Genomic DNA, 14,925 nt, shown 5'->3' with positions numbered 1-14,925 from the left:
CCGGCGGCCCCCGGAGGGGCCGCCGTCCCGAATGGTTGCGGTGAGCCGGCGCTACTTGATGGTGCCGCCGGCGGCGACGATCTTCTGCTCCGCAGAGCTCGAGACCTTGTCGACCGCGACGTTCAGCTTAACCGAGATGTCGCCGGTGCCCAGCACCTTGACCTTCTCGTTCTTGCGCACGGCGCCCTTGGCGACCAGGTCGCCGATGGTGACGTCGCCGCCCGAGGGGTAGAGCTCGGCCAGGCGGTCGAGGTTGACCACCTGGTACTCGACCCGGAACGGGTTCTTGAAGCCGCGCAGCTTGGGCGCACGCATGACCGCGTTGAGGTTGCCGCCCTCGAGGCCGACGCGCACCTGGTAGCGGGCCTTCGTGCCCTTGGTGCCGCGGCCGGCGGTCTTGCCCTTCGAGCCCTCACCGCGACCGACCCGGGTCCGGTCCTTCTTGGAACCGGCGGCCGGACGCAGGTGGTGCGCCTTGAGGATCTGCGGACGTGACGCGCTCGGCGCCGACTTCTTCGCGGCGGCCTTCGTCGGAGCCGTGGTCGCCGACTTGTCGGCGGACGCGGCGGCGGTGTCGTCGCTCTTCGGCGCCGCGGCCTTCGACGCAGCCGGGGCCTTGGCGGCCGGCTTCTTCTCGGCGGCCGACTTGTCGGCGGCAGCCTTCGTCGTCGCGGGCTTGGCGGCGGCCTTGGCCGGCGCCTTCTCCGCAGCGGGCTTCGCGGTGGCGCTCTTCGCGGGCGTCTTCTTCTCGGCCGCCGGCTTCGCGGCCGGCGTCTTGGCGGCGGCCGGCTTCTTGGCCGGCGCCTTCTTGTCTTCTGCTTCAGCCATCAGTCAATCTCCTCGACCTTCACGAGGTGGGCGACCGTGCGGACGTAGCCACGGTTGGCCGGGGTGTCCTCACGGACGACGGTGTCGCCGATCCGCTTGAGGCCCAGGCTCCGCAGTGTGTCGCGCTGGTTCTGCTTCTCGCTGATAACGGACTTGGTCTGGGTCACCTTCAGACGCGCAGCCATCAGGCACCTGCCTTCCCGGTGTTGTAGACGCCCTGCGCGGCCGCGCGGTCATCGGCCTCGGCGCGCACGAGGCGCTCCGGGGCGACGTCCTCGAACTCGAGCCCGCGGCGGGCGGCGACGGCGCGCGGCTCTTCGAGCTGCTTGAGCGCCGCGACCGTGGCGTGGACGATGTTGATCGTGTTCGACGAGCCCAGCGACTTGGACAGCACGTCGTGGATGCCGGCGCACTCGAGCACGGCACGCACCGGTCCGCCCGCGATGACGCCGGTACCGGCGGCCGCGGGACGCAGCAGCACGACGCCGGCAGCGGCCTCGCCCTGCACCGGATGCGGGATCGTCTTGTTCGTGCGCGGGACGCGGAAGAAGTTCTTCTTCGCCTCCTCGACGCCCTTGCTGATCGCCAGCGGCACCTCGCGCGCCTTGCCGTAGCCGACGCCGACCGTGCCGTTGCCGTCGCCGACGACGACGAGCGCCGTGAAGCTGAAGCGACGGCCGCCCTTGACGACCTTGGAGACGCGGTTGATCGTCACGACGCGCTCGAGGAACTGGCTGTCGCCGCGGTCCCGCGAGTTGCGGTCGTTGCGCAGACTCCGCTCCCGGCCCCCGCGGCGCTGCTCGCGCTCGTTGGGATTCGAGATCGTGCCGGCCGCCGTCTCGACGACCTGACCCTCGCTGACGGTCGCGTCGGTCGAACTGGTGTCGCTCACCGGTGCGGTGTTCTCCTGGGTGTTGGACGTGTCGCTCACAGGCTCAGGCCTCCCTCGCGAGCGCCCTCCGCGATTGCGGCGACGCGCCCGGCGTACTTGTTGCCGCCGCGGTCGAACACGACGGTGTCGACCCCGGCCTTCTTGGCGCGCTCGGCGACGAGCTCGCCGACCTTCCGCGCCTTGGCGGTCTTGTCACCGTCGAACGTCCGCAGGTCGGCCTCGAGGGTCGACGCCGACGCGACGGTCTGGCCCTTCGTGTCGTCGACGACCTGCACGAAGACGTGGCGGGCCGAACGGGTCACGACGAGGCGCGGGCGCTCCGGCGTTCCGGCGATGTTCTTGCGCAGACGCGCGTGACGACGGTTCCGCTGCGCGGACTTGCTCTTGGCGGTCTTGCCGCCCGCCAGATGGCGCTGTGCGGTCATTACTTACCACTCTTTCCGGCCTTGCGGCGCACGACCTCGCCCGCGTAGCGCACGCCCTTGCCCTTATAGGGCTCCGGCTTGCGCAGCTTGCGGATGTTCGCGGCCACCTCGCCCACGGCCTGCTTGTCGATGCCGCGGACGGTCAGCTTGTTGTTGCCCTCGACCTCGAACGAGATGCCGGCGGGCGGGTCGACCGTGATCGAGTGCGAGTAGCCGAGGGCGAACTCGACGGAGCCGCCCTTGGCCTGCACGCGGTATCCGGTGCCGACGACCTCGAGGCCCTTGGAGTAGCCCTCGGTGACGCCGATGATCTGGTTGGCGATGAGCGTGCGGGTCAGCCCGTGCAGCGACCGCGAGACGCGCTCGTCGTCGGGACGGGTGACGAGCACCTGGCCCTCCTTGAGCTCCACCGCGATGGGGCGGGCGACGGTGAGCGAGAGCTCGCCCTTCGGACCCTTGACCGCGACGGCCTGGCCGTCGATGGTGACGGTCACGCCCGCGGGCACGTCGATGGGGAGACGTCCGATTCGAGACATGTCAGGTCACCACACGTAGGCGAGGACTTCCCCGCCGACGCCCTTCTTGGTCGCCTCGCGGTCGGTCAGCAGACCGGAGGAGGTGGACAGGATGGCCACGCCGAGGCCGCCCAGCACGTGGGGAATCTCGCTCGACTTCGCGTAGACGCGCAGGCCGGGCTTCGACACGCGCTTGATGCCGGCGATCGACCGCTCGCGGTTCGGGCCGTACTTGAGGTCGATGGTGAGCGTCGAGCCGACGCGCGCCGGGTCGACCGTCCAGCCGGTGATGTAGCCCTCGCGCTGAAGGATCTCGGCGATGTGGGTCTTGAGCTTCGACGACGGCAGCGACACCGACTCGTGATACGCGCGGTTGGCGTTGCGGAGTCGGGTCAGCATGTCGGCGACCGGGTCGGTCATCGTCATGGGATTGTCTCTTCTCTTCTATCTGGTATCGACTCGGGGACAGTGCCCTGGGGGATGGCCCGGCCGACCTGGATGGGTGGGCGACGCGGCTAGGCCGCGGCGTCCTGGTTCCGGAAGGGGAAGCCGAGGCGGCGCAGGAGCGCGCGACCCTCGTCGTCCGTCTTCGCGGTGGTCACGACCGTGATGTCGAAGCCGCGCACGCGGTCGATCTGGTCCTGGTCGATCTCGTGGAAGATCGACTGCTCGGCCACGCCGAAGGTGTAGTTGCCGTTGCCGTCGAACTGCTTGTCCGAGAGCCCGCGGAAGTCGCGGATGCGCGGCAGGGCCAGCGACAGCAGGCGGTCGAGGAACTCCCACGCCCGGTCGCCGCGCAGCGTCACGTGGGCGCCGATCGGCATCCCTTCGCGCAGCTTGAACTGCGCGATCGAGACGCGCGCCTTGGTGACCTGCGGCTTCTGGCCGGTGATGAGGGCGAGGTCCTTGACCGCGCCGTCGATCACCTTGGAGTCCCGCGCGGCCTCGCCGACACCGGTGTTGACGACGATCTTGACGATCCCCGGCACCTGGTGCGGGTTGGTGAAGCCGAACTCCTCCGCGAGCGCCGGAGCGATCTCGGAGCGGTACTTCTGCTTGAGGCGGGGCTGGGTGGTGCCAGTCTCCGCGGCAGTCGCCTTGGCCATCAGAACTTCTCTCCGGACTTCTTCGCGTACCGAACGCGAACGGTCTTCTTCACGCCGTCCTTCTCCACCGTCTCCTCGCGGAATCCGATGCGGGTCGGCTTCTTCGACTTGGGGTCGACGAGCTGCACGTTTGAGATGTGGATCGGGGCCTCATGGGTCTCGATGCCACCGGTCTTCGTGCCGCGCTGGGTCTGGCCGACCTTCACGTGCTTCGTGACGTAGTTGACGCCCTCGACCACGATGCGGTCCTGATCCTTGAGGATCTCGATGACCTTGCCCTGCTTGCCACGGTCGCCACCGCGATCCTGAGTCGGACCGGTGATGACCTGGACGAGGTCGCCCTTACGGATGTTCGCCATGAGTTAGATGACCTCCGGGGCCAGCGAGATGATCTTCATGAACCGCTTGTCGCGGAGCTCGCGACCGACGGGTCCGAAGATGCGGGTACCGCGCGGGTCGCCATCCGACTTGAGGATGACGGCGGCGTTCTCGTCGAACTTGATGTAGGAGCCGTCGGGACGGCGGGTCTCCTTCTTGGTCCGGACGATGACCGCCTTGACGACATCACCCTTCTTGACGTTGCCGCCCGGGATCGCGTCCTTGACGGTCGCGACGATGACGTCGCCGAGACCGGCGTAGCGACGGCCGGAGCCGCCGAGCACGCGGATGGTGAGCAGCTCCTTGGCGCCGGTGTTGTCGGCGACCTTGACGCGGGATTCCTGCTGAAGCATGGCCTACTTCGCCTTCTCGAGGATCTCGACCAGACGCCACCGCTTGGTGGCCGAGGTCGGACGGGTCTCATTGATGAGCACGAGGTCGCCGATGCCGGCGCTGTTGGCCTCGTCGTGCACCTTCACCTTGCTGGTGCGGCGGATGACCTTGCCGTACAGCGGGTGCTTCACGCGGTCCTCGACCTCGACGACGATGGTCTTCTCCATCTTGTCGCTGGTCACGTAGCCGCGGCGCGCCTTGCGGTAGCCGCGAGCGCTCGCGTCGCGCACGTCGTGCGCGGAGTGCTCGTGACCCGACACCTCGGCCGCAGCGGCGTCGGCCTTCTCGGCCTTCGGGGCAGCGGCCTTCGGCGCGGCCTTGGCGGCCGGCTTCTTGGCCGGAGCCTTCTCCGCAGCAGCCGTGGCCTCCGCAGCCTCGGGCTTCTCGGTTGCCTTCGCCATTACTTGCTCGCCTCCTCGGCGGTGTTCTCGTCGGTCGTGACCTCGTCGGCGGGCGCCTCGGTGGTCTCGGCCTTCTTGGATCCGCGCTTCGGCTTGGCCGGCGTCTCGACGGCGACCGGAGTCGGCCGGATGCCGAGCTCGCGCTCGCGGATCACGGTGTAGATACGGGCGATGTCGCGCTTGACCGCGCGCAGGCGCCCGTGGCTCTCGAGCTGCCCGGTGGCCGACTGGAAGCGCAGGTTGAACAGCTCCTCCTTGGCCTTCTTGAGCTCGTCGACCAGACGATCGTTCTCGAAGGTGTCGAGCTCGACGGTGCCGAGCTCCTTGGATCCGACGGCCATCAGGCGTCGCCCTCCTCACGCTTGATGATGCGCGCCTTCAGCGGCAGCTTGTGGATCGCTCGCATGAGGGCCTCGCGGGCGAGTCCCTCATCGACACCGGCGACCTCGAACAGCACGCGGCCCGGCTTCACGTTCGCGACCCACCACTCCGGCGAGCCCTTACCGGAACCCATGCGGGTCTCGGCGGGCTTCTTGGTGATCGGGCGGTCCGGGTAGATGTTGATCCACACCTTGCCGCCGCGCTTGATGTGACGGGTCATCGCGATACGCGCTGACTCGATCTGGCGGTTGGTCACGTACGCCGGCGTGATGGCCTGGATGCCGAACTCGCCGAAGCTGACCTTCGTGCCACCGGTCGCGGCCCCATCCCGTCCGGGGTGGTGCTGCTTGCGGTGCTTGACCTTGCGGGGAATGAGCATGGTTACGCCTCGGCTCCTGCGGTGGCGGGCTGCTCGGCGCGCGGACCGCGGCCACGGCCGCCGTCACGACGCTCCGGGCGCGACGACTTCTGGGCCGCCTGCTCGCGAGCGAGCTCCTTGTTGGTGATATCGCCCTTGTAGATCCAGACCTTCACGCCGATCCGGCCGAAGGTCGTGCGGGCCTCGTAGAAGCCGTAGTCGATGTTCGCGCGGAGCGTGTGCAGCGGCACCCGGCCCTCGCGGTAGAACTCCGACCGGCTCATCTCGGCGCCGCCCAGGCGGCCGGACACCTGGATCCGGACGCCCTTGGCGCCGGCGCGCTGCGCGCCCTGCAGACCCTTGCGCATCGCGCGGCGGAAGGCCACGCGCGCGCTGAGCTGCTCGGCGATGCCCTGCGCGACGAGCTGAGCCTCCGCCTCGGGGTTCTTCACCTCGAGGATGTTGAGCTGGATCTGCTTGCCGGTGAGCTTCTCGAGGTCGGAGCGGATCGCCTCGGCCTCGGCGCCGCGGCGGCCGATCACGATGCCCGGGCGGGCGGTGTGGATGTCGACGCGGACCCGGTCGCGGGTGCGCTCGATCTCGATCTTGGCGACGCCGGCGCGGTCGAGGCGCTTCGTCAGCAGGCGACGGATCCTGACGTCCTCCGCCACGTAGTCGGCGTAGCGCTGGCCGGGCTTGGTCGAGTCGGAGAACCACCGCGACACATGGTCGGTGGTGATCCCCAGACGGAAGCCGTACGGGTTGACCTTCTGGCCCATTACTTGGTCCCTCCGAACTCATCGGGTGTTGCGAGCTCGACGGTGATGTGGCTCGTGCGCTTGTTGATGCGGAATGCGCGGCCCTGGGCGCGCGGCTGGAACCGCTTCAGTGTCGTGCCCTCGTCGACGTAGGCCCGGTGCACGACCAGGTCCTGCTCGTCGAGGTAGCTGTTGCTGGCATCCGCCTTGACCCGCGCGTTGGCGATGGCGGACGCGACCAGCTTGTAGACCGGCTCGCTCGCCGACTGGGGTGCGAACTTCAGGATGGCCAGGGCCTCCTGCGCCTGCTTGCCGCGGATGAGGTCCACGACGCGACGCGCCTTCTGGGGCGTGACGCGGATGTGCTTCACGCGTGCGATCGACTGGACCATCAGCGACGCCGTCCCTTCCGGTCGTCCTTCTCGTGGCCGCGGAAGGTGCGGGTCGGCGCGAACTCGCCGAGCTTGTGGCCGACCATCGTCTCGGTGACGAAGACGGGGATGTGCTTGCGACCGTCGTGCACCGCGATCGTGTGACCGAGCATCGAGGGCACGATCATGGAGCGGCGCGACCACGTGCGGATCACGTTCTTGGTGTTGGCCTCGTTCTGAGTCGAGACCTTGCGGAGCAGGTGCTCGTCGACGAACGGGCCCTTCTTAAGACTGCGCGGCATTCTCTTCGCTGCTTCCTTCTCGAGCCCTGGCTACTTGCGCTTCTTGCCGACGGTGCGACGACGGATGATGAGCTTGTCGCTCTCCTTGTGGGGGTGCCGGGTGCGACCCTCGGGCTGACCCCACGGGCTCACCGGATGACGACCACCGGAGGTCTTGCCCTCACCACCACCGTGCGGGTGGTCGATCGGGTTCATGGCCACACCGCGGACGGTCGGGCGGATGCCCTTCCAGCGGTTGCGGCCCGCCTTGCCCCAGTTGATGTTCGACTGCTCGGCGTTGCCGACCTCGCCGATCGTCGCGCGGCAGCGCACGTCGACGTTGCGGACCTCGCCCGAGGGCAGGCGCAGCTGGGCGTACGGGCCGTCCTTGGCGACGAGGCGCACGCTGGAGCCGGCCGAGCGGGCGAGCTTGGCGCCCCCGCCGGGCTTGAGCTCGATCGCGTGCACGACCGTGCCGACCGGGATGTTCTTGAGCGGCAGGTTGTTGCCCGGCTTGATGTCGGCGCCCGGGCCGCTCTCGACGATGTCGCCCTGGTTGAGCTTGTTCGGCGCGATGATGTAGCGCTTCGTGCCGTCCACGAAGTGCAGCAGCGCGATGCGCGCCGTGCGGTTCGGGTCGTACTCGATGTGCGCGACCTTGGCGTTGACGCCGTCCTTGTCGTTGCGCTTGAAGTCGATCACGCGGTACTGGCGCTTGTGCCCTCCGCCGATGTGGCGGGTGGTGATCCGGCCGGCGTTGTTGCGGCCGCCCGTCTTCGGGAGCGGACGCAGCAGCGACTTCTCGGGCGTCGACCGGGTGATCTCGGCGAAGTCGGCGACCGACGAGCCGCGACGACCCGGGGTGGTCGGCTTGTAATTGCGAATGGCCATGGTTGTTCTCCCTGCCCCTAGCCGACAGCCGTGAAGATGTCGATCGAGCCGGACTTGAGGGTGACGATCGCGCGCTTGGTGTCCTTGCGCTTGCCGATGCCCCGGCTGGTGCGCTGGGCCTTGCCCGTGCGGTTGAGGGTGTTCACCGAGTCGACCTTGACGCCGAAGATCTTCTCGATCGCCAGTTTGATCTCGGTCTTGTTCGAGCGGGGGTCGACGATGAAGGTGTACTTGCCCTCGTCGATGAGCCCGTAGCTCTTCTCGCTCACGACCGGCGCGAGGATGACGTCGCGCGGGTCCTTGTTGTAGCCGCTCACTTGGCAGCCTCCTCGGTCTTGCTCCGGGACTCCACGAAGGAGTCGAAAGCCGCCTTGGTGAAGACGATGTCGTCGCTGGTCACGACGTCGTACGCATTCAGCTGGTCGGCGAACAGCACGTGGATCTCCGGGATGTTCCGGACGCTCTTGTACCCGGCCTCGTCACCGCGCGCGAGCACGATGAGCACGTTGCGCACGGCGCCGAGGGCGTCGAGCTGCGCGACGGCCGACTTGGTCGACGGCGTCTCGCCGCCGAGCACCGACACCACGTGCAGACGCTCGCCACGAGCGCGGTCGCTGAGCAGACCCAGCAGCGCGGAGGCGATCATCTTCTTGGGGGTGCGCTGGGCGTAGTCGCGCGGCACAGGGCCGTGCACGATACCGCCGCCGCGGTGCTCCGGGGCGCGGACCGAACCTTGACGGCTGCGGCCGGTGCCCTTCTGCTTGAACGGCTTGACACCCGATCCGGAGACCTCGCCGCGGTTCTTGGTGGAGTGGGTGCCCTGGCGGGCGGCCGCGAGCTGCGCGGTCACCACCTGGTGGATGAGCGGCACGTTCGGGGTCACGTCGAAGAGCTGCGCGGGCAGCTCCACGGAACCGGTCTTCTTGCCGGTCGCGTCGACGACGTCGACAGCAGCCATGGTCAGGCCCCCTTCACGGCGGTACGGACGAAGACGATGCGGCCGCGGGCGCCGGGGACGGCGCCCTTGACCAGGAGGAGGCCCTTCTCGGCGTCGACCGAGTGGACCGCGAGGCCCTGCACGGTGACGCGCTCGCCGCCCATGCGGCCCGCCATCCGCATGCCCTTGAACACGCGCGAGGGCGTCGAGGACGCGCCGATCGAACCGGGCTTGCGGTGGTTGCGGTGCGAACCGTGGCTGGACGAGACGCCCTTGAAGTTGTGGCGCTTCATGACGCCGGCGAAGCCCTTGCCCTTGCTCGTGCCGACGACGTCGACCAGCTGGCCGGCCTCGAAGATGTCCACCGCGAGCTCCTGACCGAGGCTGTACTCGGCAGCGTCGGAGGTGCGGACCTCGGTGAGGTGTCGGCGGGGCGTGACGCCCGCCTTGTCGAAGTGGCCGGTGCTCGGCTTGTTCACCTTGCGCGGGTCGATCACGCCGTAGGCGATCTGCACGGCGGTGTAGCCGTCCTTCTCCTCCGAGCGGACCTGGGTCACGACGTTCGGAGTGATCTGGACGACGGTCACGGGGACGAGCCGGTTGTCGGCGTCCCAGACCTGGGTCATACCGAGCTTGGTGCCGAGCAGACCCTTGGTCGTCTTGACTGCAGTCATGGCGGGGTCCTTAGAGCTTGATCTCGATGTTGACGTCAGCGGGCAGATCGAGACGCATCAGCGAGTCGACGGCCTTGGGCGTCGGGTCGATGATGTCGATGAGCCGCTTGTGGGTGCGCTTCTCGAAGTGCTCGCGGGAGTCCTTGTACTTGTGAGGGGAACGGATCACGACGACCACGTTCTTCTCCGTGGGCAGCGGCACCGGGCCGACCACCGTCGCGCCCGCGCGGGTCACGGTGTCGACGATCTTGCGTGCCGACGCGTCGAGTCCGGCGTGGTCGTACGACTTCAGCCGGATGCGGATCTTCTGTCCCGCCATGCGTTCTCTCTCTCGTTCCATGCGCGGTCCCGTCCCCGTCTCCGGTTCCGGTCCGCACCCGCGCGACACTGCTGTTCGCGCACCGCTGTTCTTCTGTCAAAGCCCCTTCGCACCCCGCGGTCGGGCGTGTCGTGCACGCGGCACACACGTCTCCCACGAAGGATCGGGGTTCGATTGAAGCTGTGTTCTTCTACCCGCGGCCCAGCCCGGCGATTACTCGGGGCTGTGCACTGCTCTGGCAGTGAACCGCGCGCGAGGCGCGGCGTATTGAACTAGAAGAGTTTGCCACACCCCGGGAGGTGCTGCAAGCCGGGCGTGTCGCCTGAAGGTGGAGGTCCTTTCGGACCTCCACGGCGACACGCCCCGGCGACCGTCTCGGGCGCCGGTTGTCGGCCTGAGCGGTCAGCTGACGCTACTCGAAAAGCAGCGCCCGGAGCTCGCTCTCGGCGGCGTGCAGCCGGTTCGGGTCGATCGTGCGTCCCTCGTCGTAGAGGTCGACGACCCGGGGGTCGACATAGCTGGCGCGGGCGACGGCGGGGGTGTTGCCGAGCACCGCGGCGGCGACCCGCATCGCCTCCGCGACGGCACGCTTGCGGGCCGTCGGCGACGACTTCGGCCCGGCCTGCGCGAGCGAGGCGGCCGCGGCGATCGTGCCGTGCAGGGTGCGGAAGTCCTTCGCGGTGAACTCGCCGCCGGTGCGCTCATGGACATCCGCGTTGATGTCGGCCGCGGCCACCGGATGCCATCGCCCGTCCTCGTGCCAGGCCAGCAGCTTCGCTCGAGTGCCGCGTCGCTTCAGCGCCCGGACGACGGCGGCGAGGTCGGCATCCCGGATCTCGCTGCGCCACTCCTTGCCGCTCTTGGCCGGGAAGTCGAGCAGCACCTCGTCGCCGCGCACCTTCGCGTGCGCGCCCCGCAGCGTCGACAGGCCGTAGCTGCCGTGCTCGTCCGCGTAGCGCTCCGACCCCACCCGCAGGCTGCCCGTGTCGAGCATCCGGAAGGCCGCCGCGAGGACGCGCTCCCGGCCGAGGCCTTCGCGCCGCAGATCGAGCGTGACGCCCCGCCGCGCGACCGGCAGCGACTCGGCAAGGGTCAGGGCGCGGTCGAACTTGATGCGGTCCTTCTGCTCGCGCCAGGTCGGGTGGTAGAGGTACTGGTGGCGCCCTGCGACGTCGATGCCGGTCGCCTGGATGTGGCCGTTGGCGTAGGGCGCGATCCACACGTCGGTCCAGGCGGGCGGGATCGCGAGGGCCGCGATCCGGTCGAGGAGCACCGGGTCGTCCACCCGCTGCCCCGTGACGTCGCGATACCAGAAGCCCCGACCGGCGCGGACGCGACGGATGCCCGGTCCGCTCGAATCGGATCGGCGCAGGCGCGGCATGGCTCGACGGTATGCGGCGACCCGGGCCGTGCGTCGAGTGCCCAGCCGGAATCCAGAGGTCGGCCGCATCATCCGAACGACGTCTTGCCATCCGATCGCATCCGCGCGGGGCGCGTCGGATGGCAAAGAGACGATCTGTTGTCAGCGGGGACGCGGAAAGGGGCCGAGCCGTGTGGCTCGACCCCTTCGCGTGGTGCGGGTACTACTTGAGGATCTTCGTGACCGTTCCGGCGCCGACGGTGCGGCCGCCCTCGCGGATGGCGAAGCCCAGGCCCTCCTCCATGGCGATCGGCTGGATCAGCTCGACCGACATGCCGACGGTGTCGCCGGGCATGACCATCTCGGTGCCCTCGGGCAGCGTGATGACGCCGGTCACGTCGGTGGTGCGGAAGTAGAACTGCGGACGGTAGTTCGCGTAGAACAGGTTGTGACGGCCGCCCTCGTCCTTGGACAGGATGTACGCCGTGCCCTCGAAGTTGGTGTGCGGCGTGACCGAACCCGGCTTGACGACGACCTGACCGCGCTCGACGTCCTCGCGCTTGGTGCCGCGCAGGAGCAGACCGCAGTTCTCGCCGGCCCACGCCTCGTCGAGCTGCTTGTGGAACATCTCGATACCCGTGACCGTGGTCTTCTGCGTCGGGCGGATGCCGACGATCTCGACCTCGGAGTTGATCGCGAGGGTGCCGCGCTCCGCGCGACCCGTCACGACCGTGCCGCGGCCGGTGATGGTGAAGACGTCCTCGATGGGCATGAGGAACGGCTTGTCCTTGTCGCGCACCGGGTCGGGGATGCTGTTGTCGACGGCCTCCATGAGGTCGAGGACCGACTGCGTCCACTTCTCGTCGCCCTCGAGCGCCTTGAGGCCCGAGACGCGCACGACCGGCGCGTTGTCGCCGTCGAAGTCCTGGCTGCTCAGCAGCTCGCGGACCTCGAGCTCGACGAGCTCCAGGATCTCCTCGTCGTCGACCATGTCGGCCTTGTTGAGCGCGACCAGCAGGTAGGGCACGCCGACCTGCTTGGCGAGCAGCACGTGCTCGCGGGTCTGCGCCATCGGGCCGTCGGTCGCCGCGACCACGAGGATCGCGCCGTCCATCTGGGCAGCACCGGTGATCATGTTCTTGATGTAGTCGGCGTGACCCGGGGCGTCGACGTGCGCGTAGTGGCGCTTCGGCGTCTCGTACTCGACGTGCGAGATGTTGATCGTGATGCCGCGCTGGCGCTCCTCGGGAGCGGAGTCGATCGACGCGAAGTCACGCGGGACGTTGACAGCCGACGGGTACTTGTCCGCGAGCACCTTCGAGATGGCGGCGGTGAGCGTCGTCTTGCCGTGGTCGACGTGACCGATCGTTCCGATGTTGACGTGCGGCTTGGTCCGCTCGAACTTGGCCTTGGCCACTGTGGGTCCTCCTCAGGATCCGGATTTCGGTTACTTACTGTAGTGGGGCTCTGCCGCCCCGGCTTGTTGAGCTAGTCGCCCTTGCCCTTGAGCACGATCTCGTCGGCGACGTTCTTCGGCACCTCGGAGTAGCTGTCGAACGTCATCGAGTAGACGGCCCGGCCCGAGGTCTTCGAGCGCAGGTCGCCGACGTAGCCGAACATCTCCGACAGCGGCACCTTCGCGGTGACGACCTTGACGCCGGTCGCGTCATCCATCGACTGGATCTGGCCGCGCCGCGAGTTGAGGTCGCCGATCACGTCGCCCATGTACTCCTCGGGCGTGCGCACCTCGACCGCCATGAGCGGCTCGAGGAGCACCGGCTGCGCCTTGCGGGCCGCCTCCTTGTACGCCATCGAGCCGGCGATCTTGAACGCCATCTCGGAGGAGTCCACGTCGTGCGCGGCACCGTCGACCAGGGTCGCCTTGACGCCCACGGTCGGGTAGCCCGCCAGCACGCCGACCTGCATGGCGTCCTGGATGCCGTGATCGACCGAGGGGATGTACTCGCGCGGCACGCGACCGCCGGTGACGGCGTTCACGAACTCGTACGAGGTCTCCGGGGTCACCTCGAGCGGCTCGAGCGTGATCTGCACCTTGGCGAACTGGCCGGAGCCGCCCGTCTGCTTCTTGTGGGTGTAGTCGTACTTCTCGACCGCGCGGCGGATCGTCTCGCGGTAGGCGACTTGCGGCTTGCCCACGTTGGCCTCGACGTTGAACTCCCGCTTCATGCGGTCGACCAGGATGTCGAGGTGGAGCTCGCCCATGCCCTTGATGATGGTCTGGCCGGTCTCCTGGTTCTGCTCGGTGCGGAACGTCGGGTCCTCTTCGGCGAGCTTCTGGATGGCGGTGCCCAGCTTCTCCTGGTCCGCCTTCGTCTTGGGCTCGATCGCGACCTCGATGACCGGCTCCGGGAACGTCATCGACTCGAGGATCACCTGCGCGTTCGGGTCGCTCAGGGTGTCACCGGTGGTGGTGTCCTTGAGGCCGATGACCGCGTAGATGTGCCCGGCGGTCACGTGATCGACCGGGTTCTCCTTGTTGGCGTGCATCTGGAAGATCTTCCCGATGCGCTCCTTCTTGCCCTTGGTCGAGTTGATGACCTGGGCGCCCGTGTCGAGGTGGCCCGAGTACACCCGGATGTAGGTGAGTCGTCCGAAGAACGGGTGCACCGCGATCTTGAAGGCGAGCGCCGAGAACGGCTCCGAGGCGTCGGCGTGACGCTCGATGACCTTCTCCTCGTCGCGGATGTCGTGTCCCTCGACTGCCGGCATGTCCAGCGGCGACGGGAGATAGTCCACGACCGCGTCGAGCATCGGCTGCACGCCGCGGTTCTTGAACGCCGAGCCGCAGAACACCGGGTACAGCGCGCTGTCGATGGTGAGCTGACGGACGGCGGCCTTGATCTCCTCGGGGTGATCTCCTCGCCGGCGAAGTACTTCTCGAGAAGCTCCTCGCTCGTCTCGGCGACCGTCTCGAGCAGCACCGCGCGGTACTCCTCGGCCTTCGCCTGAAGGTCGGCCGGGATCTCCTCGATGGCGTACTCGGCGCCCATCTTCACGTCGCCCTTGGCATCGCCGCGCCAGGTGAGCGCGCGCATGTAGACCAGGTCGACGACGCCTTCGAACGACGACTCCGCGCCGATCGGGATCTGCATCACGAGCGGCTTCGCGCCGAGGCGCTTGATGATCGTGTCGACGGTGAAGTAGAAGTCCGCGCCGAGCTTGTCCATCTTGTTGACGAAGCAGATGCGCGGCACGTCGTACTTGTCGGCCTGACGCCAGACGGTCTCCGACTGGGGCTCCACGCCCTCCTTGCCGTCGAAGACGGCGACCGCGCCGTCGAGCACGCGCAGGTTGCGCTCCACCTCGACGGTGAAGTCCACGTGTCCGGGCGTGTCGATGATGTTGAGCTGGTAGCCCTCCCAGAAGCACGTGGTCGCCGCCGACGTGATGGTGATGCCGCGCTCCTGCTCCTGCGCCATCCAGTCCATCGTCGCGGCGCCGTCGTGCACCTCGCCGATCTTGTGGTTGACACCGGTGTAGAAGAGGATCCGCTCGGTCGTCGTCGTCTTGCCGGCGTCGATGTGCGCCATGATGCCGAAGTTGCGGACCTTCTTGAGGTCGGTGAGCACGTCCTGTGCCACGGGGGTTCCTTACTTCTTGGTGGTGAGAGGGTCGAGTAGCGCGAAGCGCGCATCG

Annotated in this window: 22 protein-coding genes and 1 pseudogene; all 23 read right to left on the bottom strand. The window is 68.2% G+C overall.

Going from position 1 to position 14,925, the window contains the following annotated elements:
- Nucleotides 1-51: 51 nt before the first annotated feature.
- The gene (gene rplO, locus QQK35_RS12195; RefSeq protein WP_284254406.1) at nt 52-828 is read right to left on the bottom strand and encodes a 50S ribosomal protein L15; all 777 of its coding nucleotides are present in this window, start codon (nt 826-828) and stop codon (nt 52-54) included.
- The gene (gene rpmD, locus QQK35_RS12190) at nt 828-1,013 is read right to left on the bottom strand and encodes a 50S ribosomal protein L30 (protein WP_284254405.1); all 186 of its coding nucleotides are present in this window, start codon (nt 1,011-1,013) and stop codon (nt 828-830) included. The genes rplO and rpmD overlap by 1 nt, the downstream gene beginning before the upstream one ends.
- Nucleotides 1,013-1,720: a 30S ribosomal protein S5 gene (gene rpsE, locus QQK35_RS12185; RefSeq protein WP_425564966.1), complete on the bottom strand. Its 708-nt coding sequence runs from the start codon at nt 1,718-1,720 to the stop codon at nt 1,013-1,015. Before rpsE ends, rpmD begins: the two co-directional genes overlap by 1 nt.
- Nucleotides 1,721-1,755: 35 nt before the next feature.
- Nucleotides 1,756-2,145: a 50S ribosomal protein L18 gene (gene rplR, locus QQK35_RS12180; RefSeq protein WP_284254404.1), complete on the bottom strand. Its 390-nt coding sequence runs from the start codon at nt 2,143-2,145 to the stop codon at nt 1,756-1,758.
- Nucleotides 2,145-2,681, bottom strand: a complete 537-nt coding sequence (gene rplF / locus QQK35_RS12175) for a 50S ribosomal protein L6 (protein ID WP_284254403.1) — start codon at nt 2,679-2,681, stop codon at nt 2,145-2,147. The genes rplR and rplF overlap by 1 nt, the downstream gene beginning before the upstream one ends.
- Nucleotides 2,682-2,687: 6 nt before the next feature.
- On the bottom strand, nt 2,688-3,086 hold the full coding sequence (gene rpsH, locus QQK35_RS12170) for a 30S ribosomal protein S8 (protein ID WP_284254402.1): 399 nt from the start codon (nt 3,084-3,086) through the stop codon (nt 2,688-2,690).
- Nucleotides 3,087-3,175: 89 nt separating this feature from the next.
- On the bottom strand, nt 3,176-3,766 hold the full coding sequence (gene rplE, locus QQK35_RS12165) for a 50S ribosomal protein L5 (protein WP_284254401.1): 591 nt from the start codon (nt 3,764-3,766) through the stop codon (nt 3,176-3,178).
- Nucleotides 3,766-4,125 (bottom strand): 50S ribosomal protein L24, encoded by a 360-nt coding sequence (gene rplX / locus QQK35_RS12160; RefSeq protein ID WP_284254400.1) that lies wholly within the window; start codon nt 4,123-4,125, stop codon nt 3,766-3,768. The genes rplE and rplX overlap by 1 nt, the downstream gene beginning before the upstream one ends.
- 3 nt (nt 4,126-4,128) lie before the next feature.
- Entirely contained in the window at nt 4,129-4,497 is a 369-nt protein-coding gene (gene rplN / locus QQK35_RS12155; protein ID WP_284254399.1) for a 50S ribosomal protein L14, read from the bottom strand.
- Nucleotides 4,498-4,500: 3 nt separating this feature from the next.
- On the bottom strand, nt 4,501-4,797 hold the full coding sequence (gene rpsQ, locus QQK35_RS12150) for a 30S ribosomal protein S17 (protein ID WP_284255693.1): 297 nt from the start codon (nt 4,795-4,797) through the stop codon (nt 4,501-4,503).
- A gap of 140 nt (nt 4,798-4,937) precedes the next feature.
- Nucleotides 4,938-5,279: a 50S ribosomal protein L29 gene (rpmC, locus tag QQK35_RS12145; protein ID WP_284254398.1), complete on the bottom strand. Its 342-nt coding sequence runs from the start codon at nt 5,277-5,279 to the stop codon at nt 4,938-4,940.
- On the bottom strand, nt 5,279-5,698 hold the full coding sequence (gene rplP, locus QQK35_RS12140) for a 50S ribosomal protein L16 (RefSeq protein ID WP_284254397.1): 420 nt from the start codon (nt 5,696-5,698) through the stop codon (nt 5,279-5,281). The genes rpmC and rplP overlap by 1 nt, the downstream gene beginning before the upstream one ends.
- A gap of 2 nt (nt 5,699-5,700) precedes the next feature.
- Nucleotides 5,701-6,456 (bottom strand): 30S ribosomal protein S3, encoded by a 756-nt coding sequence (rpsC, locus tag QQK35_RS12135; RefSeq protein ID WP_284254396.1) that lies wholly within the window; start codon nt 6,454-6,456, stop codon nt 5,701-5,703.
- Nucleotides 6,456-6,827 carry a 50S ribosomal protein L22 gene (gene rplV, locus QQK35_RS12130; protein ID WP_284254395.1) on the bottom strand — a complete coding sequence of 124 codons (372 nt, stop codon included), beginning with the start codon at nt 6,825-6,827 and terminating at the stop codon, nt 6,456-6,458. The genes rpsC and rplV overlap by 1 nt, the downstream gene beginning before the upstream one ends.
- Nucleotides 6,827-7,108: a 30S ribosomal protein S19 gene (gene rpsS, locus QQK35_RS12125; protein WP_284254394.1), complete on the bottom strand. Its 282-nt coding sequence runs from the start codon at nt 7,106-7,108 to the stop codon at nt 6,827-6,829. Before rpsS ends, rplV begins: the two co-directional genes overlap by 1 nt.
- A gap of 30 nt (nt 7,109-7,138) precedes the next feature.
- A complete protein-coding gene (gene rplB / locus QQK35_RS12120) occupies nt 7,139-7,978 on the bottom strand; it encodes a 50S ribosomal protein L2 (RefSeq protein ID WP_284254393.1) in 840 nt (279 codons plus the stop codon).
- A gap of 17 nt (nt 7,979-7,995) precedes the next feature.
- Nucleotides 7,996-8,295, bottom strand: coding sequence for a 50S ribosomal protein L23 (gene rplW, locus QQK35_RS12115; RefSeq protein WP_284254391.1), 300 nt, complete (start codon nt 8,293-8,295; stop codon nt 7,996-7,998).
- Complete coding sequence (gene rplD, locus QQK35_RS12110; RefSeq protein WP_284254390.1) at nt 8,292-8,936, bottom strand: 50S ribosomal protein L4; 645 nt, start codon at nt 8,934-8,936, stop codon at nt 8,292-8,294. Before rplD ends, rplW begins: the two co-directional genes overlap by 4 nt.
- Nucleotides 8,937-8,938: 2 nt before the next feature.
- Entirely contained in the window at nt 8,939-9,589 is a 651-nt protein-coding gene (rplC, locus tag QQK35_RS12105) for a 50S ribosomal protein L3 (protein ID WP_284254389.1), read from the bottom strand.
- Nucleotides 9,590-9,599: 10 nt separating this feature from the next.
- The gene (rpsJ, locus tag QQK35_RS12100) at nt 9,600-9,908 is read right to left on the bottom strand and encodes a 30S ribosomal protein S10 (RefSeq protein WP_120761912.1); all 309 of its coding nucleotides are present in this window, start codon (nt 9,906-9,908) and stop codon (nt 9,600-9,602) included.
- A 412-nt stretch (nt 9,909-10,320) separates the two neighbouring features.
- Nucleotides 10,321-11,289 carry a DNA topoisomerase IB gene (locus QQK35_RS12095; RefSeq protein ID WP_284254388.1) on the bottom strand — a complete coding sequence of 323 codons (969 nt, stop codon included), beginning with the start codon at nt 11,287-11,289 and terminating at the stop codon, nt 10,321-10,323.
- 202 nt (nt 11,290-11,491) lie between these two features.
- Complete coding sequence (gene tuf, locus QQK35_RS12090; protein ID WP_284254387.1) at nt 11,492-12,685, bottom strand: elongation factor Tu; 1,194 nt, start codon at nt 12,683-12,685, stop codon at nt 11,492-11,494.
- Between the two features lie 71 nt (nt 12,686-12,756).
- Nucleotides 12,757-14,870, bottom strand: a pseudogene (gene fusA, locus QQK35_RS12085) (elongation factor G).
- Nucleotides 14,871-14,925: the final 55 nt, after the last annotated feature.

The sequence above is a fragment of the Pseudolysinimonas kribbensis genome, from assembly GCF_030161895.1.
Classification (GTDB): Bacteria; Actinomycetota; Actinomycetes; order Actinomycetales; family Microbacteriaceae; genus Pseudolysinimonas; species Pseudolysinimonas kribbensis.
Note: the sequence above shows the minus strand (reverse complement) of the source record. Positions and strands in the feature narration are given on the sequence as shown.